Here is a 17,707-nt window from a genome sequence, read left to right as displayed (position 1 = left end):
TCCCCTATCGTGTCAGAACGATGCCGGCATCGCGCGGCCAGGTGAGCCAGACCATGTCGCCGAAGGTAACCGGCCGGTCGACCAGGCGCGAGACATTGGCCTGGGCGGCGCGAACAATGCGGTCATCGGCGAGCTTGACGAGGAAGACGGAGAAATCTCCGAGGTAACCGATGTCCCAGACCTCGCCGTATACCGCGTTCACAGAGGTCTCGGCCGGCGCATCGAGGGACATGCGCACCTTTTCCGGGCGGATCGCGAAGGCGACCTGATCGCCCTTCACCACCTGGCATTCCTGCTCGACGGCCACCGCGACGCCGCTGCTATCCAGCCGCACGACGCCGGGCGTATTTTCGGTCGCGACGACCGTTCCCTCAAGGATGTTGATGTCGCCGATGAAATCCGCGACATAGCGGCTGTTCGGCGCCTCATAGATTTCCGCGGGCGTCGCCACCTGCACGATGACGCCCTTGTCCATCACCGCGATGCGGTCCGAGACCGTCATCGCCTCCTCCTGGTCGTGGGTCACGATGAAGAAGGTGAGGCCGAGATTGGTCTGGATGTCCATCAGCTCGAATTGGGTTTCCTCGCGCAGCTTCTTGTCGAGCGCGCCGAGCGGTTCGTCGAGCAGCAGCACCTTCGGACGCTTGGCGAGCGAGCGGGCGAGCGCGACGCGCTGGCGCTGGCCGCCGGAAAGCTGGTTGGGCTTGCGCTTGGCGAAGGACTCGAGCTTGACGAGCTTGAGCATCTCCTCGACGCGGGCAGCGATCTCCCCTTTCGGGAGATTGTCCTGCTGGAGGCCGAAGGCGATGTTCTTCTCCACCGTCATATGCGGGAAGAGCGCATAGCTCTGGAACATCATGTTGGTGGGGCGGCGATAGGGCGGTACGCCGGAAATATCCTTGCCCTGCAGCAGGATGCGGCCCTCGGTCGGCTCCTCGAAGCCCGCCAGCATGCGCATCAGCGTGGTCTTGCCGCAGCCCGAAGGGCCGAGAAGCGAGAAAAACTCCCGCTCGTAGATGTCGAGGGTCAGATTGTCGACGGCGGTGAAGTCGCCGAAACGCTTGGTGATGTTCTCGAAACGGATGAAGGGAACCGCGGCAGGGTCCGTCCAAGGTGAGAATTTACGCTTTACCGGTCCGAGAGATTTCGCCATGCCCCACCCCAATTCGCCCCGTTAACACTCACGCCAAGCCGAAAAGGGCAGGCGCATCGCCTGCCCTTTTCTCAACTCAGCTACCGGTCTTGATCTTCGTCCAGACTCGGTTCAACACGCGCTGCTCTTTGGGCCCATAGGACGAAATGACGAAGAGTTTGGAAAGCACTTCGGCGGGAGGATAGACGGAGGGATTTTCCAGCACTTCCTTGTCGATGAACTGCTGGGAAGCGAGGTTTCCGTTCGCATACTGCACATAGTTCGACGACTTGGCGATGACTTCCGGCTTCATCATGTAGTTGATGAAGGCATGCGCCTCTTCGACATTCTTCGCATCCGCCGGGATCGCGAGATTGTCGAACCACATATAGGTGCCTTCCTTGGGGATCACATAGTTGACCTGCACGCCTTTGCCGGCTTCCTCAGCACGGTCTTTCGCCTGCAGCACGTCGCCCGACCAGCCGATGGTGATGCAGGTATCGCCATTGGCAAGTTCGTCGATATAGGCGGATGAGTTGAAAGAGCGGACGAAGGGGCGGATCTTCTGGTAAACCTCGCCGCCGGCCTCGAGATCGGCGGTCTCCTTGCTGTCGGGGTCCTTGCCAAGGTAATTCATGGCAATGGCGAAGGTCTCGTCGGAAGCATCCAGGATATTGATGCCGCATGCCTTCAGCTTTTCGGCGTTCTCCGGCTTGAAGATGATGTCCCAACTGTCGATCGGCACATCGCCGAGCGCGGCCTTCACCTTCTCGACATTGTAGCCGATGCCGGTCGTGCCCCACATGTAGTTCACGGCATATTCGTTGCCGGGATCGTACTTGGCGAGCCGCTCCGAAATTTCCGGCCAGAGATTGGAAAGGTTCGGCAGCTTCGACTTGTCGAGCTTCTGGAAAACGCCGGCCTGGATCTGGCGGGCAAGGAAAGGACCGGTCGGGACCACAACATCGTAACCCGAACCGCCGGCGAGCAGCTTGGTCTCGACGATTTCGTTGTTGTCGAACACGTCGTAGACGACCTTGATGCCGGTTTCCTTGGTGAAATCCGCTAGGACCGATTCATCGATATAGTCGGACCAGTTGAAGACATGCACCACCCGTTCCTGCGCCATGGCAGCGGTGGCGGCAATCGCCGACGCGGCAACGGCGGCGGCAAGACGGAGCAAATGGGTTTTCATGATCTCTCCTGTTCCAGTTTTTCCCGCGCAGGCGGGGGCGCCGCGCATGAATTCCCGCATGTTTTTCAACCAGAGTAAGAAGGAAATTTCCTCCCCACAAGAGGGGAAATGTGCGCCGCCACAAGGGACTACTGGAAATCGAACGCGCTAAGCCCCGTCACCATCTCGTCGAGCCCGAGCGGGCGGGTCAGCGGCGGTTCGGCGCGGGAGAGACAGCCCCGCCGTTCGCAGAGGCGGCAGGCCGTGCCGGCGAGCACTTTCGCCGATGCCGCCACCACATCCCCATAGACTGTTTCGCCGGCGCGGGGGAGGTCGCAGCCGATGAGGAGCGCCGTGCGCCGCACCCGCTCCCCGAAACCGGCCTGCGGCCCTTCCAGCGTGCGGGAAAGCGTCAGGAAGGCGTTGCCGTCCATCATCTCCACCGCATCGACCAGCACCTGCCCCGGCTGGGCGAAGGCCGTGTGGATGCCGAGCTTCGGACAGAGGCCGCCGAAGCGCGCCTGCGGAAAGCCTTGCGCGCCGGCACGGCGGATCGCGTTGCCGGCATGATCGAGTTCCAGCAGGAAGAAGGGGATGCCCGCGGCGCTGGCGCGACAGAGCGTGGTAAGGCGCGTCGCCGCCTGCTCGAACGAGACGTCGAAGCGTCCGCGAAGGACATCGATATCGTAGCGGGCCCGCTGCGCGGCGGCGAGGAACGGCGCATAGGGCATCATCAGCGCATGAGCCGCATAGCGGGCGAGTTCGAAACGGGCGATGCGCCGGGCCTCGCCGGTGGAAAGGACAAGCGCATCCAGCTCCGCCATGATCTCCGGCCCGAGCGCCAGAAGTGCTGCTTCCATGGCAAGCTCGCGAGTGCGGTCGAAGGGCGAAAGCCTTTCCGACAGGAAAAGCCGCATCGAATGGCGGTCATAGCGGCGGCGCAGATCCGGCATGACGTGATCCGGCAGCGTGCGAACCACGATGCCATGTTCCGCCTTCAGCCAGCCCTTGAGGGCGCCCGGCAGATCGTCGCCGCCGGCAAGTCTTTCGGCAAACGCTTCCGCGGCGTCTTCTATCCGGGAGAAGGAATTCGGCCGGCGCTCCAGTGTCTCCCGCACTTCGTCGATCGGCAGCCGCGCACCGGCGATCGACGTCTCATGACCTTCGCGCGCCAGAAGATCGGAAAGATCGGAAAGCCGCGCGGCCTGCTCCCGATAGGCGCGATAGAGCTTCATCATGCCGAGCGCGGCATTGGGGGCGGCTTCGGCCACTTCGATGATTTCCTGGTCGCCCGGAATTTCGCCGACCAGCAGCGGATCGGAAAAGACCTCGCGCAATTGGCTCGCCAAGCCTCCGCCCTCCCCCTGCAAGGCATCGAGATCGACCTTGTAGACGGTGGCAAGCTTCAGGAGGAGCTGAACCGTGAGCGGCCGCTGATTGCGCTCGATCAGATTGAGATAAGACGGCGAAATGCCGAGCGCCTCGGCCATTGCCGTCTGGGTCAATCCAAGGCCGATCCGGACGCGCCGGACGCGCGGCCCTGCGAAAATCTTCCGCTCCGCCATCTGTTACACCTTTTACAATTCGAAGGCCCCAACTAAGTTTTACTAGATTTACATCTTCACAGAACAGTTTGTGAAACGCAAGACAACATAACCTCTTTCATAGCGCTGTTTTCGCAACTTTTCTGGCGGTAATGCCTTCTCTTCTGTAAATTCGGTCACACGACCTCGCCATGGGATGCGTGGCAATTTTCAACGGGAAAGAGGATAATGACAGAATTTTACAAACTGGTTCCGAATGCAGCCGAGGGCCGCTTCGACGGCATCGAGCGCCCCTATGGCGCCGAGGACGTCCAGCGCCTGCGCGGCTCGATCGAAATCCGCTACTCGCTGGCGGAGATGGGTGCGAACCGGTTGTGGAAGCTCCTGCACGAGGAGGATTTCGTCAATGCGCTGGGCGCGCTCTCCGGCAACCAGGCCATGCAGATGGTCCGCGCCGGTCTGAAGGCGATCTATCTCTCCGGCTGGCAGGTCGCCGCCGACGCCAACACTGCTTCGGCCATGTATCCGGACCAGTCGCTCTATCCGGCCAATGCCGCGCCCGAGCTTGCCAAGCGCATCAACCGCACGCTGCAGCGCGCCGACCAGATCGAAACCGCCGAAGGCAAAGGGCTTTCGGTCGATACGTGGTTCGCGCCGATCGTGGCCGATGCGGAGGCCGGCTTTGGCGGGCCTCTCAACGCCTTCGAGATCATGAAGGCCTTCATCGAAGCAGGTGCCGCGGGCGTTCACTTCGAAGACCAGCTCGCCTCGGAGAAGAAGTGCGGCCATCTGGGCGGCAAGGTGCTGATCCCGACGGCGGCGCATATCCGCAATCTCACCGCCGCGCGGCTTGCCGCCGACGTCATGGGCGTGCCGACGCTGGTGATCGCCCGAACCGATGCGGAGGCGGCCAAGCTGCTGACCTCGGATATCGACGAGCGCGACCGGCCCTTCGTGGATTACGATGCCGGCCGCACGGTCGAGGGCTTCTATCATGTGCGGAACGGGCTTGAACCCTGCATCGCGCGGGCGATCGCCTACGCACCCTATTGCGACCTGATCTGGTGCGAGACCTCCAAGCCGGATCTGGAGCAGGCGAGGAGGTTCGCGGAAAGCGTGCACAAGGCGCATCCGGGCAAGCTCCTCGCCTATAACTGCTCGCCTTCGTTCAATTGGAAGAAGAACCTGGACGACGCGACGATCGCCAGGTTCCAGCGCGAGCTGGGCGCGATGGGCTACAAGTTCCAGTTCATCACGCTCGCGGGCTTCCACCAGTTGAACCACGGCATGTTCGAGCTCGCTCGCGGCTACAAGAGCCGGCAGATGGCCGCTTACTCGGAGCTGCAGGAAGCCGAATTCGCGGCAGAAGCGAACGGCTACACGGCGACCAAACACCAGCGCGAGGTGGGCACCGGCTATTTCGACGCCGTCTCCATGACGATCCCCGGCGGGCTTTCGTCCACCACCGCCATGAAGGAGTCGACCGAGCACGACCAGTTCCGCCCGGCGGCGGAGTAACGAGCTACCCCTCCCCAACCCCTCCCCACAAGGGGGAGGGGCTACCAGCAGCGACCCTCCTACCCTTACTCACCCCATGAGTTTGAGGTGGAATACGAGACGCGCGGCATAGTCCCCCTCCCCCTTGTGGGGAGGGGCTGGGGAGGGGTCATTTTTCAAGAACCCCGAGAGAGGAGAAATGCCATGAACGTCCAGACCCGCGTCAAGGAACGCGCAGAAGAGCAATCCACCAGCATGACGGCCGATCAGCAGGCGGCGATCCGTTCGCTGGCCAACGACCTGCACCGGCTCAACCATTCCGTCATAAAGGCGGTCGAGGCGGGCGTTTCCGTGGAACTCGTCCGCTCCGCGCGCCATCATGGCGGAGACGGCCACTGGGGCGATCTCATGATCCCCGTTGTGATCGCAAGCAACAGATGATGGTGCTTACGACACTCGCCCTCGCGGCGATGCTGCTCAGCCTTGCAGGCCTGAGCCAGCGGGCAGGCAATCGCCAGGGCTACGTTCCGAGCCCTGTCATCGCGCGCCTCAAGCGCTGAACGAAGGCGCCCTTAACCGGGCGCCTTCCGCATGCGGGGAAACTCAAGGTTATGGCCGACGTCCGGCAAAGAGTTCCGCGTGCCCCCGGACCAGGCTTACCATGCGATCCACGACCGTGCGGATTTCGCGCCGGTGGCGATCGTCATTGTTCATCACGATCCACTGGCTGTGGCGCAGCTCGGCAATCTCCTCCCCTACCCGGACAAGCCGGATATCCTGATCGCCGACGAAACAGGGCAGCACGGCGGTGCCCGCGCCGGCAAGCGCCAGATCGCGCAGCGAACGCGGCCTGTTGACCGTCACGACGATCTGCCCGGCGCGCACCTCGTGCGGAAAGCGCAGATAGGCGGAGATGGCATCCTCTTCCGATACGGCGAGCCACTTTTCCGCCGTCGAGGGATGGGCCGAGCGGGCCCTGTAGGCCGCATAGGCCACCTCTCCCAGCCTGGTCGTCGCAAGGTTAGGCTCCTCCGGTTCGAAGGCACGGATGCCGATATCGCTTTCGCGATGGGTGAGCGCCGCGCGCCGCTCCGCGATGAAGAAATCCAGCCGGAAATCATCGCTTTCCGTGCGGATCGCCGAAAAATTGCGGTTGAACATCCAGGCAAGCCAGGTGCCGCAGGCAACCCGGACGAGGGCCGAACCGGAGCCCTGCCGCTTCCAGGCATCGATGCGTCGGGCGGCACCTTCCATTTCCAGTATCTGATCGAGGAGAAGCGAGCCCTCGCCGCTCAGCCTATAGCCCGTGCGGCTGCGGATGAAGAGCGGACGCCCGACCGCCTCTTCCAGTTCCAGCATGCGTCTTCCGATGGTGGCGGGGCTGAGCCCCGTCACCCCGGCAGCACCGGAAAGCCCGCCATGGCGCGCGACCTCGAGGAAAAGTTCGTAAGCGTCCCAGCCGATGTTTTTCATGGGTGAAAAACATAGCCCGATCCCGGCTGTTCAAGAAGCAGATTTTTGCGCTTAATAGAGGAGATGGCTTTTCAAGCGAAGGAGTCATCAAATGTACGAGACAGTCGCAGCTATCGTCATGAAGCGGCAAATGAATTTGCCCGAGCATAACCGCCATGCGGAGGAACGCTTCTATCGTGACTTCGGTCAGCCGCTGCCGCGCTGGATCAGCCGGCTCGCAAAATGGCTGAGCCGCGAACGAGCGATGAAAATGGGCGGCCCGCAGACCGCCCATTGTGACGATGCCCTTATGCCGCCCGGGGACGCCGCTCCCGCTGGACCGCATCGTCGCCCCCAATGCGGAACTGCTCGACAAGCTGCCTGAGCACATCCGCCTCTTCGGCGAGGCGCCGGTTTGCCTCGCTGGTTTCGCTGACCATGGCGCCGTTCTGCTGGGTCATCTGGTCCATGCGATTGACGGAGGTGTTGATCTCCTGCAGCGCCGCGGATTGATCCTGGCTTGCGGTGGCGATCATTTCCACATGCTGGCTGACGCCCGCGATCTGCCGGCTGATCGCCGCCAGCACCTCGCCCGCCTGCTGCACGAGGCCAGCGCCTGCGCCGACTTCCCGGGTGGATTGGTTGATGAGCGCCTTGATCTCGTGGGCGGCGCCCGCCGAGCGCTGCGCGAGTTCCCGCACTTCCTGCGCCACCACCGCGAAGCCCTTGCCGGCTTCGCCCGCGCGCGCCGCCTCGATGCCCGCATTCAGCGCCAGGAGATTGGTCTGGAAGGCGATATCGTCGATCACCTCGATGATGAGTTCGATCTTCTTCGACGCCTCTTCGATGCGGCCCATGGCCTCGACGGCGTTCTTCACCACCGTTCCGGAACTGTCGGCGCTCTTGCGCGTCGTCGTCACCGCCTCGTTGGCTTCCCTCGCCCGCTCGGCGGTGGAGCGGACCGTCACGGTGATCTCGTCGACGGCGGCAGCGGTTTCCTCCAGCGAGGCGGCCTGGGCTTCGGTGCGCTTGGAAAGCTCCGCCGAGGAATGGCTGAGGCCGGCGCTGCTTTGCTGAATCGTGAACGTGCTTTCGCGGATGTGAGAGAGCGTGTCGCGCAGGCGGATGATCGAGCCGTTGAAATCGAGGCGGAGCTGTTCGAGCCGGCCGGAGAAACCGGTATCGATCACGGAGGAAAGATCGCCCTGGGCAAGCCGGGCAAGCGCCTTGCCGAGTTCGGTGACGGCCAGATCGATCTGAGCATCGACGCGCTGCTTTTCCACATCGTTGCGCTGCCGCTCGGCCTCCGCCCCGGCGCGCTCCTCGGCGCCGCGAGCCTCTATGACCTGCTTCTCGCGGGCATTGTCGCGGAATACTTCCAGTGCGCGGGCGATGTTGCCGAATTCCGTGCGGCTATCGAGGTAGGGAACCTCCGCATGATGATCGCCTTCGGCGATCTTGCGCACGGTGCCGGTCAGGATGCCGAGCGGACGTATCAGGGCACGCAGGGCAAGGAAGCTCAAAAGGCTGACCACCGCGAGCGCCACGAGCGAGGTGGCGAGCACGACATGGAAAAGCGACGTCATCTGCGCGAAATAGACCTCCATCGGAATGCCGATGAAGAGCAGCCCGGTGACGGCTTTGGAAGCATCCGTGATCGGGAAATAGCCGGTCATGAAATCCCGGCCGAAAAGAACGGCGGGCCCGAAATAGGCCTCGCCACGGGCAAGAAAGGGCTGCGCCGGATGATTGGCGGCAAGCTTGGTGCCGATCGCACGCTCGCCCTTTTCGGTTTTCACGTTCGTGGAGATGCGGACATATTCGCTGCCCTGCTTCTCGAAGACGGTCGCAACGCCGTCGATCGACTTGGCCGTGCGGTCCACGAGATCATGATCGGCCACCGAGCCCTGGCCCTGGATGGCGCGGACGAGTTCGGCGTCGCGGATTTCGACCCGCGCCCCCTCCACGTCGGTCTCATAGAGAAGCCCCATGGCGCGGGCGGCTTCCTTGGCGTCGCGCAGCGCCGTATTCATGATATCCGCGCGCAGATAAGCATAGGTAAGCCCGCCCACGGCAGAGACCGCGGCAAAGATCAGGAAAAGACAGAGAAAGACGATACGGGTGGCAATCGAAGACGGAAGAATTCCGCGCATGGGCCCAGCTTTCCAAAATAGATTGGCGTGGGACCTTTTTATTAGAACTATGTAAAAATTTACTGAATTGGCTTGTCGTCAGGTCTAGTGCTGCGGCCTGTTGCGTTAATCGCCGCTGTTTACTCCTCCTTTAAGGAGCAGTTTACACTCGCAATCCGTTCCGAGCTGTCAGAACAGAACCGGCAGGGCAAGCAATGCCGCTACTGCGCTAATAGTGATCGCAAGAAGGCGCAGGCGAGCGAAACGTTCGGCGTCGCGGGTTGTTGCGATGGCAATGGCACGAGCGCGTTTTTTCTGCATGGAAATAGCCTCGAAACACTTGTTGTTATTTTCTGCCGCAGGGCAGCAGACCGGCACTCACCCAAACAAATATGAGCAGGACTTTGCTTGGATTAAGGCAGGATCGCGCCGGCACATTAAAAAGTGCTGAATCAGCCGGCTCCTACAATGCTTCCCCGCATACATGGCCGGAGGCCCAGGCCCATTGGAAATTATAGCCGCCGAGCCAGCCGGTCACGTCCACGCATTCGCCGATGAAATAGAGGCCGGGTATGGCCTTGGCTTCCATCGTTCGTGAATCCAGCCCGGACGTATCGATGCCGCCGGAGGTGACCTCCGCGGTGCGGTATCCCTCGGACCCCGCCGGGCGGATCGTCCAGCTCTGGATGGAAGCGGCCAGCGCGTGGATCGCCTTGTCCGAAAGGTCGGCGAGATGGCTTGCTATGCCGCGCGTTTCGACGAAGAACTGGGCGAGCCGCTTCGGCAATGTCTCGGCAAGCACCGTCTGCGGCGCCTGCCTGCCGTTCTGTCCGCGCGCGGCCTTGAGCATGGCCGCCAAATCCATATCCGGCTCGACCACGAGGGTGATCTCGTCGCCCTCCCGCCAATAGGAGGATATCTGCAGGATCGACGGACCGCTCAAGCCGCGATGCGTGAAGAGCAGTGCTTCCCGGAAGGTGGTCTTGCCATGGCGAACCTCCGCCGGCACGGCAATACCCGAAAGGGGCGCCAGCTTTTCCAGGAGCCCCGGATCAAGGGTCAGCGGCACGAGGGCGGGGCGCGTTTCCGTCACCTTCAGCCCGAATTGCTCTGCGATGCGGTAGGCAAAGCCGGTGGCCCCCATCTTGGGGATCGACTTGCCACCCGTGGCGATGACCAGGGCCTGTGCTTCTATCGGACCGGAAGAGGTCGCAAGGCGAAACCCGTCGATTGCCTTTTCGACCGAGGTGATCTCGGTCTGCAATTCGAGTTCGGCCTTCACCCTGCGCATTTCCGCGAGCAGCATGCGGATGATGTCCTTGGCACTCTCGTCGCAGAAAAGTTGGCCGAGCGTCTTTTCATGCCATGCGATGCCATGCGCCTCGACCATGTCGAGGAAATCGCGGGGCGTGTAGCGGGCGAGCGCGGATTTTGCGAAATGCGGATTGCCGGAAAGGTAGTTCTTCGCCGTCGCATGGATGTTGGTGAAATTGCAGCGGCCGCCGCCGGAGATGCGGATCTTCTCGCCGGGCGCCTTCGCGTGGTCGAGAACCAGCACCGAACGGCCGCGCCCGCCCGCCCGGATCGCGCACATCATGCCGGCCGCGCCGGCACCCAGAACCACAACGTCGAATTTCCGCGCCACGCGCTGCCCCTTTCAATCGCCGCCAGCGGTGTTCGCGATCCTTACTTCAAAGTCAATGCCGCCCCCTCGCCAATCGCCAATGAGTGGTTATGATGGGATTCCCGATCAACCCCACTCCGGTGCGCCATGCCGCGAAAGAAACCCACCCCGACGTCCACCACAGGCAGCGTCCTCAAAGCTGCCACAACCCAGCCCACCCTCACCTCCCTGCGCGGCGTCTCCGACTGGCGCGAAGCGGCGGCATGGCTGAGGGCTCGCGGCATAGAGGACGTGGAGTGCATCACGCCGGACCTTGCAGGCGTGCCGCGCGGCAAGATGATGCCTTCGTCGAAGTTCACTTCGAACACCTCACTGGCGCTGCCTTCGGCGCTCTATCGCCATACGATATCGGGCGAATATCCGGAGGAAACCGCCAACTTCCGCTATGAGCCGCGCGACAGCGACCTCAAACTGATGCCGGATCTTTCGACGCTTTCAGTCGTGCCCTGGGAAACCGATCCGACGGCCCAGGTGATCTGCGACATCGTGGATACGACCGGCCAGGCCGTCGCCTATACGCCGCGCAATGTCCTGAAGAACATCGTCAACCTCTACAAGCAGCGCGGCTGGAAACCCGTCGTGGCGCCGGAAATCGAATTCTATCTCGTCGCCAAGAACGACGATCCGGATTATCCGCTGCGTCCGCCGAAAGGCCGCTCCGGCCGCTCCATCCTCGGCGGCCAGGGCTATTCGATCGCCGGCATCAACGAGTTCGACGAGCTGATCGACGACATCTATCATTTCTCCGAAAAGCAGGGATTAGAGATCGATACGCTGATCCACGAGGAAGGGCCTGCCCAGCTCGAGATCAACCTGCGCCACGGCGATCCGATCGAGCTTGCCGACCAGGTTTTCCTGTTCAAGCGCACCATCCGCGAGGCGGCGCTCAAACACGGCATCTACGCCACCTTCATGGCCAAGCCGATGCAGGGCCAGGCAGGCTCGGCGATGCATATCCACCAATCGGTGGTCGATATCGCGACCGGCAAGAACGTCTTCTCCAATCCCGACGGATCGCCCTCCAAGGAATTCTTCCACTTCATCGGCGGCATGCAGACCTATGTGCCGAAGGCGCTGGTGATGATGGCGCCCTATGTGAACTCCTATCGCCGCCTGACCCCCGACATGGCGGCGCCGGTCAACAATGCCTGGGGTTACGACAACCGCACCACCGCCTTCCGCGTGCCGGTTTCGGATGCCGCGGCGCGCCGGGTGGAGAACCGCTTGCCGAGCTCGGACGCCAATCCCTATCTGGCGCTTGCCGCCTCGCTCGGCTGCGGGCTGCTCGGCATCCTGCGCGCAATCGAGCCCGACCCGCCGACGGAGGATTCGGCGAACGAAGGCTCGATCGACCTGCCGCGCGGCCTGCTCGAGGCGGTGTCGCTGATGGAATCCGAACCCGCGCTGACGGACGTGTTCAGCCCCGAGTTCATCGGGCTCTATGCGGGCGTCAAGCGCGGTGAGTTCGAGACCTTCATGCAGGTGATCAGCCCATGGGAGCGGGAATTCCTGCTTCTGAACGTCTGAGTAACATGAGTACCGCATCGTGAATTCATGGCAGAGCCCCATAGCGCCCGGCATTTCCTGGTATCAGGCGACAATCGGTGAACGCCCCGTCTATCCCGCGCTCGACGGTTCCAGGACCGTCGACGTGGCGATCGTCGGCGGCGGCTTCACCGGCCTGCAGGCGGCCTACAACCTCGCCAAGGCTGGCGTTTCGGTCGCGCTGATCGAAGCCTGCCGGCTCGGCGACGGCGCTTCGGGGCGCAATGGCGGCCAGTTCGGCACGGGTCAGCGCTCGTGGCCGGAGGAGCTGGAGCGGAAGATCGGCTACGAACGCTCCAAGGCCTTGTTCGACATGGCCGAGGACGCCAAGCGCCATCTTCTCGACTTCGCGGCCGCTCACGGCATCGATATCGACTACATGCCGGGACAGATGAACGTCGCCCACAAGCCCGGCTACGAGAAGGAATATCAGGCCAATGCCGAGATCGCCGCGGAGCGTTACGACTATCCGCATCTTTCCTTCATGGACGCACGCGAGACGGCCGAACGGGTCGGCAGCAAAAGCTATTATTGCGGCGTGCGCGACACCGGCACCGGCCATATCCACCCGCTGAAACTCCTGGTCGGCCTCGCCCGCGTGGCGAAGGAGGCCGGCGCGCAGATCCACGAGATGACGCAGGCGACGGCGATCAGGCGTGCCTCGGGCAAGATCATGATCGATACGCCGAAAGGCACGCTCACGGCCGACCGGGCGCTGATCGCGACCAATGCCTATATCGGCAATCTGGAACCGGTGACGGCCGCGCATGTGATGCCGATCGGCTCCTTCATCGCCGCGACCGCGCCGCTCGACGATTTTCCGGAGGTGCTTTCAGGCGGCGAGGCGGTTGCCGATTCGCGCTTCGTGGTGCGCTATTTCCGCAAGTCGCGTGACAATCGCCTCCTCTTCGGAGGCCGCGAGGTCTACTCGTCACGCAATCCGCAGGACACCGCCGATGCCATCCGCCGCCAGATCGTCGAAACCTATCCGGCACTGAAAGACGTCGAAGTCACCCATGCTTGGGGCGGCAATGTGGGCATTACCATGCCGCGCCAGCCTTTCGTGCGGGAGGTCATGCCGGGCGTCACCTCGATCGGCGGCTATTCCGGGCATGGCGTCATGCTGTCAAACTATTGTGGCAAACTCTATGCTGATATGGTCGGCGGCAAGGCGACGGACCTCGATCTTCTCGAGGCGCTCGACGTTCCCGCCTTCCCCGGCGGGCGGCACCTGCGCACGCCGCTGCTATTCCTTGCCTTGACGTGGTTTGCCCTGCGCGACAGGCTGTGACAAGGCGCCGCGCCAACAAGTTATCCGCCATGCCCCAAATCGGGCTAGCCTTTTTAAATCGATTAGATTAAACAAGCCTCCAACCATACGAAGACGAAAGACCAGCGTATGAGCAGCCAGATCATTCCTGTTGAACCCTTTGATTGTGTCGTATTCGGCGGCACGGGCGACCTTGCCGAGCGCAAGCTCCTGCCGGCCCTCTATCACCGCCAGATCGAAGGCCAGTTCAGCGAGCCGACGCGCATCATCGGCGCCTCACGCAGCACGCTTTCCGACGACGAATATCGAAAGTTCGCGGACGATGCCCTGAAGGAGCATCTGAAGAAAGGCGAATACGACGAGGCGGAAGTCAAGAAATTCTGCCAGCGGCTTTTCTACGTTTCCGTCGATGCCAAGTCGGACCAGGGCTGGGATGCGCTGAAGAAGCTGCTGGACGACGGCAAGGATCGCATCCGCGCCTTCTATCTGGCCGTGGCTCCCGGCATTTTCGGGCCGATCTCGGAAAAGATCCGCGATCATAAACTGATCACCAAATCCACGCGGATCGTCGTGGAGAAGCCCATTGGCCGCGATCTCGCCTCGGCGCTGACACTCAACGACACAATCGGCAGCGTCTTCCGTGAAGAGCAGATCTTCCGCATCGACCACTATCTCGGCAAGGAGACGGTGCAGAACCTGATGGCGCTGCGCTTCGCCAATGCGCTCTACGAACCGCTTTGGAACGCCAATCATATCGACCACGTGCAGATCACGGTGGCAGAATCCGTCGGCCTGGAAGGCCGCGCGGGCTATTACGACACCGCCGGGGCGCTGCGCGACATGGTGCAGAACCATATCCTGCAGCTTCTCTGCCTGGTCGCCATGGAAGTGCCGGCCTCGATGGATTCCGAATCCGTCCGCGACGAGAAGCTGAAGGTGCTGCGCGCATTGAAGCCCATCACCGAAGCCAATGCCGAGCAGGTTACCGTTCGCGGCCAGTATCGTGCCGGCGCATCGGCCGGAGGTCCGGTCAAGGGCTATCTCGAAGAGCTTGAGGGCGGCGTCTCCAACACCGAGACCTTCGTCGCCATCAAAGCGGAGATCGGCAACTGGCGCTGGGCGGGCGTGCCCTTCTATATCCGCACCGGCAAGCGGCTTGCCAACCGCGTTTCGGAAATCGTCATCACCTTCAAGCCGATCCCGCACAACATCTTCGACCAGTCGGCTGGGCGCATCTCAGCCAACCAGCTCATCATCCGGCTGCAGCCGGACGAGGGCGTCAAGCAGTCGCTGATGATCAAGGACCCCGGTCCCGGCGGCATGCGCCTGCGCGAGGTTTCGCTCGATATGAGCTTTGCCGAATCCTTCTCGGTCCGCAATCCGGATGCCTATGAGCGGCTGCTGATGGACACGATCCGCTCGAACCAGACGCTTTTCATGCGCCGCGACGAGGTGGAAGCCGCATGGCGCTGGGTGGACCCGATCCTCAAGGGCTGGGAAGTGACCGGCCAGCAGGCGCAGGGCTATACCGCCGGCACCTGGGGACCGAGCCAGGCCATCGCACTGATCGAGCGCGACGGCCGCACCTGGCATGAGGGGTGACGGCGATGACGGCGAAGCTGCATTCTTTTTCCGACGCCGCGACGCTGGCCGAAGCGCTGGCGGAAGCGGTCTCCTCGCGGCTCGCCGCGGCCATCGCAGAGCGGGGCGGCGCATCGATCGCCGTCTCCGGCGGGTCGACGCCGAAGAAATTTTTCGAGGCGCTTTCGGCCCGCGATATGGACTGGTCCAAGGTCGCGGTCACGCTGGTGGACGAGCGCTTCGTGCCCGCCGACAATCCGCGCTCGAACCATCTTCTGGTCGCCACGCACCTCCTGATGGGCAAGGCGGCGGCCGCCCAATTCTTCCCGCTCTACTATGACCGCGCCTCGATCGGCGAGGCAGCGGCTGTCGCCACGGAAAAGGCTGCCGGCATCGGCAATCCCTTCGATGTCGCGATCCTCGGCATGGGAACGGACGGCCATACGGCCTCGTTCTTCCCGCATGGCAACAACCTGAAGAGAGCGCTCGATCCTTCCGGTCCGCGCGGCGTGCTGACCATGACGGCTGACGGCGCCGGCGAAGAGCGCCTGACATTCTCCTTCGCCAGCCTTTCGGATGCCCGCTTCCTGGTTCTGCATATCGAGGGCGAAGGGAAGAAAGAGGTCTTGGAGAAGGCGAAATCCGGCTCCGACGAGATGGAGATGCCGATCCGCGCCGTGCTCAATCGCGCAAGCTCGCCGGTCGATATCTATTGGGCGCCGTAAGGCGCCCCATGCCGGCTACCCGCCGGAAACATTGAGAGAACCCGATCCCGGCCGGCTTCGCGCCCCTCCCAAGCCGGGATGGACGAAGAGGACTAGACCATGGCCGCCCATTCCAGCATAGAGGCGATCACCGCCCGTATCGTCGAACGATCGAAGCCGCATCGCGAAGCCTATCTCGACCGCGTACGGCGCGCTTCCAGCAAAGGGCCGCACCGGGCGGTCCTCTCATGCGGCAACCTCGCGCATGGCTTCGCGGTCTGTTCCCCCGCCGAGAAGGAGGCGCTCGCGGGAGACGTCATTCCCAATCTCGGCATCATCACCGCCTATAACGACATGCTCTCGGCCCACCAGCCTTATGAAACCTATCCCGCGATCATCCGGGATGCGGCGCGGGAGGCCGGCGGCATCGCCCAGGTCGCCGGCGGCGTTCCGGCCATGTGCGACGGCGTGACCCAGGGCCAGCCGGGCATGGAGCTTTCGCTCTTCTCGCGCGATGCGATCGCCATGGCGGCGGGCATCGGGCTCTCGCACAACATGTTCGATGCCGCCCTCTTCCTCGGCATCTGCGACAAGATCGTGCCCGGCCTCGTGATCGCCGCGCTCAGCTTCGGCCATCTGCCGGCCGTCTTCATTCCGGCCGGTCCGATGACCACCGGCCTGCCCAACGACGAGAAATCGCGAATCCGCCAGCTTTACGCGGAAGGCAAGGTCGGCCGCGCCGAGCTTCTGGAGGCGGAATCGAAATCCTATCACGGTCCCGGCACCTGCACCTTCTACGGCACCGCCAATTCCAACCAGATGCTGATGGAGATCATGGGCTTCCATATGCCGGGCGCCTCCTTCGTCAATCCCGGCACGCCGCTGCGCGACGCGCTGACCCGCGAAGCGACCAAGCGGGCGCTCGCCATTACCGCACTCGGCAACGAATTCACGCCGGCCGGCGAGATGATCGACGAGCGCTCGATCGTCAACGGCGTGGTCGGCCTGCATGCCACCGGTGGCTCGACCAATCACACCATGCACCTGGTCGCCATGGCGCGAGCGGCCGGCATCCAGCTCACCTGGCAGGATATTTCCGAGCTTTCGGACATCATACCGCTGCTGGCCCGCGTCTATCCGAACGGGCTTTCCGACGTGAACCACTTCCATGCCGCAGGCGGCATCGGCTTCCTCATCAAGCAGCTCCTCAAGAAGGGTCTGCTCCACGATGACGTCCGCACCGTCTTCGGCCATGGACTGGAAGCCTATACCGTCGAAGCCAAGCTCGATGCGAACGGCTCCGTCATGCGTGAGCCGATCCCGGACGAGAGCGGCGATCCGAAGGTGCTCGCCCGTATCGAGGCCCCCTTCCAGCCGACCGGCGGTCTCAAGATGCTGACCGGCAATATCGGCCGGTCGGTCATCAAGATCTCCGCCGTCAAGCCGGAGCGCCACGTCATCCAGGCACCGGCCATCGTCTTTCATGACCAGCAGGAAATGCAGGACGCCTTCAAGCGCGGCGAGCTCAACCGCGATTTCATCGCCGTCGTGCGTTTCCAGGGACCGAAGGCGAACGGCATGCCGGAACTTCACCGCCTCACGCCGCCGCTCGGCGTGCTGCAGGACCGCGGCTTCAAGGTGGCGCTCGTCACCGACGGGCGCATGTCCGGCGCTTCGGGCAAGGTGCCGGCCGCGATCCACATCACGCCCGAGGCTGCGGACGGGGGCCCGATCGCCAGGATCAGGGACGGAGACATGATCCGCCTCGACGCGGTCGCCGGTACGCTGGAAGTGCTTGTCGACGCCGCCGAACTTGCCGCCCGCCCGCTTGCCGAAACCGATCTTTCGGAAAACGAGTTCGGCATGGGCCGCGAACTCTTCGCCAGCTTCCGGCGCAATGCGGGACCGGCCGACCAGGGCGCCAGCGTGTTTGCGTGAATGAGAACCACTCGCATTCACGCATAGAACAGGCTATAAGACCCTATGGCAAAG

15 protein-coding genes are annotated in these 17,707 nt (G+C 62.9%); 8 read left to right on the top strand and 7 right to left on the bottom strand.

What is annotated here, in order from left to right; all coding sequences use genetic code 11:
- Positions 1 to 4: 4 nt before the first annotated feature.
- The 3 genes from YH62_RS11390 to YH62_RS11380 all read right to left on the bottom strand — a co-directional run bounded on the left by YH62_RS11390 (position 5) and on the right by YH62_RS11380 (position 3,871).
- On the bottom strand, positions 5 to 1,153 hold the full coding sequence (locus YH62_RS11390) for an ABC transporter ATP-binding protein (RefSeq protein ID WP_046794277.1): 1,149 nt from the start codon (positions 1,151 to 1,153) through the stop codon (positions 5 to 7).
- A gap of 76 nt (positions 1,154 to 1,229) precedes the next feature.
- The gene (locus tag YH62_RS11385; protein WP_046794276.1) at positions 1,230 to 2,327 is read right to left on the bottom strand and encodes a polyamine ABC transporter substrate-binding protein; all 1,098 of its coding nucleotides are present in this window, start codon (positions 2,325 to 2,327) and stop codon (positions 1,230 to 1,232) included.
- Positions 2,328 to 2,455: 128 nt separating this feature from the next.
- Positions 2,456 to 3,871, bottom strand: a complete 1,416-nt coding sequence (locus YH62_RS11380) for a helix-turn-helix transcriptional regulator (protein ID WP_046794275.1) — start codon at positions 3,869 to 3,871, stop codon at positions 2,456 to 2,458.
- 207 nt (positions 3,872 to 4,078) lie between these two features.
- Here YH62_RS11380 and aceA point away from each other — a divergent pair, with 207 nt between their 5' ends.
- The 3 genes from aceA to YH62_RS31005 all read left to right on the top strand — a co-directional run bounded on the left by aceA (position 4,079) and on the right by YH62_RS31005 (position 5,907).
- Complete coding sequence (gene aceA / locus YH62_RS11375; protein WP_046794274.1) at positions 4,079 to 5,368, top strand: isocitrate lyase; 1,290 nt, start codon at positions 4,079 to 4,081, stop codon at positions 5,366 to 5,368.
- A gap of 183 nt (positions 5,369 to 5,551) precedes the next feature.
- Positions 5,552 to 5,788 carry a hypothetical protein gene (locus tag YH62_RS11370; RefSeq protein WP_046794273.1) on the top strand — a complete coding sequence of 79 codons (237 nt, stop codon included), beginning with the start codon at positions 5,552 to 5,554 and terminating at the stop codon, positions 5,786 to 5,788.
- Positions 5,785 to 5,907, top strand: a complete 123-nt coding sequence (locus YH62_RS31005; RefSeq protein WP_280950052.1) for a hypothetical protein — start codon at positions 5,785 to 5,787, stop codon at positions 5,905 to 5,907. The genes YH62_RS11370 and YH62_RS31005 overlap by 4 nt, the downstream gene beginning before the upstream one ends.
- Before the next feature lie 49 nt (positions 5,908 to 5,956).
- Here the strand turns inward: YH62_RS31005 and YH62_RS11365 are convergent, their stop codons facing one another.
- The 4 genes from YH62_RS11365 to YH62_RS11355 all read right to left on the bottom strand — a co-directional run bounded on the left by YH62_RS11365 (position 5,957) and on the right by YH62_RS11355 (position 10,576).
- A complete protein-coding gene (locus YH62_RS11365; RefSeq protein WP_046794272.1) occupies positions 5,957 to 6,820 on the bottom strand; it encodes a LysR family transcriptional regulator in 864 nt (287 codons plus the stop codon).
- Between the two features lie 287 nt (positions 6,821 to 7,107).
- Positions 7,108 to 8,952 (bottom strand): methyl-accepting chemotaxis protein, encoded by a 1,845-nt coding sequence (locus tag YH62_RS11360; protein ID WP_046794271.1) that lies wholly within the window; start codon positions 8,950 to 8,952, stop codon positions 7,108 to 7,110.
- A gap of 168 nt (positions 8,953 to 9,120) precedes the next feature.
- Positions 9,121 to 9,252, bottom strand: coding sequence for a hypothetical protein (locus YH62_RS31000; RefSeq protein WP_280950050.1), 132 nt, complete (start codon positions 9,250 to 9,252; stop codon positions 9,121 to 9,123).
- A gap of 142 nt (positions 9,253 to 9,394) precedes the next feature.
- Positions 9,395 to 10,576 (bottom strand): NAD(P)/FAD-dependent oxidoreductase, encoded by a 1,182-nt coding sequence (locus YH62_RS11355; protein ID WP_046794270.1) that lies wholly within the window; start codon positions 10,574 to 10,576, stop codon positions 9,395 to 9,397.
- A 207-nt stretch (positions 10,577 to 10,783) separates the two neighbouring features.
- Between YH62_RS11355 and YH62_RS11350 the strand changes: the two genes are divergently transcribed.
- From YH62_RS11350 to edd, 5 genes are all read left to right on the top strand, one after another.
- Positions 10,784 to 12,142 carry a glutamine synthetase family protein gene (locus YH62_RS11350; protein ID WP_348625754.1) on the top strand — a complete coding sequence of 453 codons (1,359 nt, stop codon included), beginning with the start codon at positions 10,784 to 10,786 and terminating at the stop codon, positions 12,140 to 12,142.
- Positions 12,143 to 12,161: 19 nt separating this feature from the next.
- The gene (locus YH62_RS11345) at positions 12,162 to 13,451 is read left to right on the top strand and encodes an FAD-binding oxidoreductase (protein WP_082118319.1); all 1,290 of its coding nucleotides are present in this window, start codon (positions 12,162 to 12,164) and stop codon (positions 13,449 to 13,451) included.
- Positions 13,452 to 13,559: 108 nt separating this feature from the next.
- On the top strand, positions 13,560 to 15,032 hold the full coding sequence (zwf, locus tag YH62_RS11340) for a glucose-6-phosphate dehydrogenase (protein WP_046794267.1): 1,473 nt from the start codon (positions 13,560 to 13,562) through the stop codon (positions 15,030 to 15,032).
- 5 nt (positions 15,033 to 15,037) lie between these two features.
- On the top strand, positions 15,038 to 15,736 hold the full coding sequence (gene pgl / locus YH62_RS11335; protein ID WP_046794266.1) for a 6-phosphogluconolactonase: 699 nt from the start codon (positions 15,038 to 15,040) through the stop codon (positions 15,734 to 15,736).
- 99 nt (positions 15,737 to 15,835) lie between these two features.
- Positions 15,836 to 17,653, top strand: coding sequence for a phosphogluconate dehydratase (gene edd, locus YH62_RS11330; protein WP_046794265.1), 1,818 nt, complete (start codon positions 15,836 to 15,838; stop codon positions 17,651 to 17,653).
- Positions 17,654 to 17,707 lie beyond the last annotated feature (54 nt).

This window comes from Rhizobium sp. LC145 (assembly GCF_001005825.1).
Taxonomy (GTDB): domain Bacteria; phylum Pseudomonadota; class Alphaproteobacteria; order Rhizobiales; family Rhizobiaceae; genus Neorhizobium.
The sequence above is the reverse complement of the archived record's forward strand: the minus strand, read 5'-3'. Positions and strand labels throughout refer to the sequence as shown.

Bases quoted from the DNA above. Each gene is read 5' to 3' on its own strand.
- YH62_RS11390 (WP_046794277.1), bottom strand. From the start codon at position 1,153: ATGGCGAAATCTCTCGGACCGGTAAAGCGTAAATTCTCACCTTGGACG.
- YH62_RS11385 (WP_046794276.1), bottom strand. From the start codon at position 2,327: ATGAAAACCCATTTGCTCCGTCTTGCCGCCGCCGTTGCCGCGTCGGCG.
- YH62_RS11380 (WP_046794275.1), bottom strand. From the start codon at position 3,871: ATGGCGGAGCGGAAGATTTTCGCAGGGCCGCGCGTCCGGCGCGTCCGG.
- aceA (WP_046794274.1), top strand. From the start codon at position 4,079: ATGACAGAATTTTACAAACTGGTTCCGAATGCAGCCGAGGGCCGCTTC.
- YH62_RS11370 (WP_046794273.1), top strand. From the start codon at position 5,552: ATGAACGTCCAGACCCGCGTCAAGGAACGCGCAGAAGAGCAATCCACC.
- YH62_RS31005 (WP_280950052.1), top strand. From the start codon at position 5,785: ATGATGGTGCTTACGACACTCGCCCTCGCGGCGATGCTGCTCAGCCTT.
- YH62_RS11365 (WP_046794272.1), bottom strand. From the start codon at position 6,820: ATGAAAAACATCGGCTGGGACGCTTACGAACTTTTCCTCGAGGTCGCG.
- YH62_RS11360 (WP_046794271.1), bottom strand. From the start codon at position 8,952: ATGCGCGGAATTCTTCCGTCTTCGATTGCCACCCGTATCGTCTTTCTC.
- YH62_RS31000 (WP_280950050.1), bottom strand. From the start codon at position 9,252: ATGCAGAAAAAACGCGCTCGTGCCATTGCCATCGCAACAACCCGCGAC.
- zwf (WP_046794267.1), top strand. From the start codon at position 13,560: ATGAGCAGCCAGATCATTCCTGTTGAACCCTTTGATTGTGTCGTATTC.
- pgl (WP_046794266.1), top strand. From the start codon at position 15,038: ATGACGGCGAAGCTGCATTCTTTTTCCGACGCCGCGACGCTGGCCGAA.
- edd (WP_046794265.1), top strand. From the start codon at position 15,836: ATGGCCGCCCATTCCAGCATAGAGGCGATCACCGCCCGTATCGTCGAA.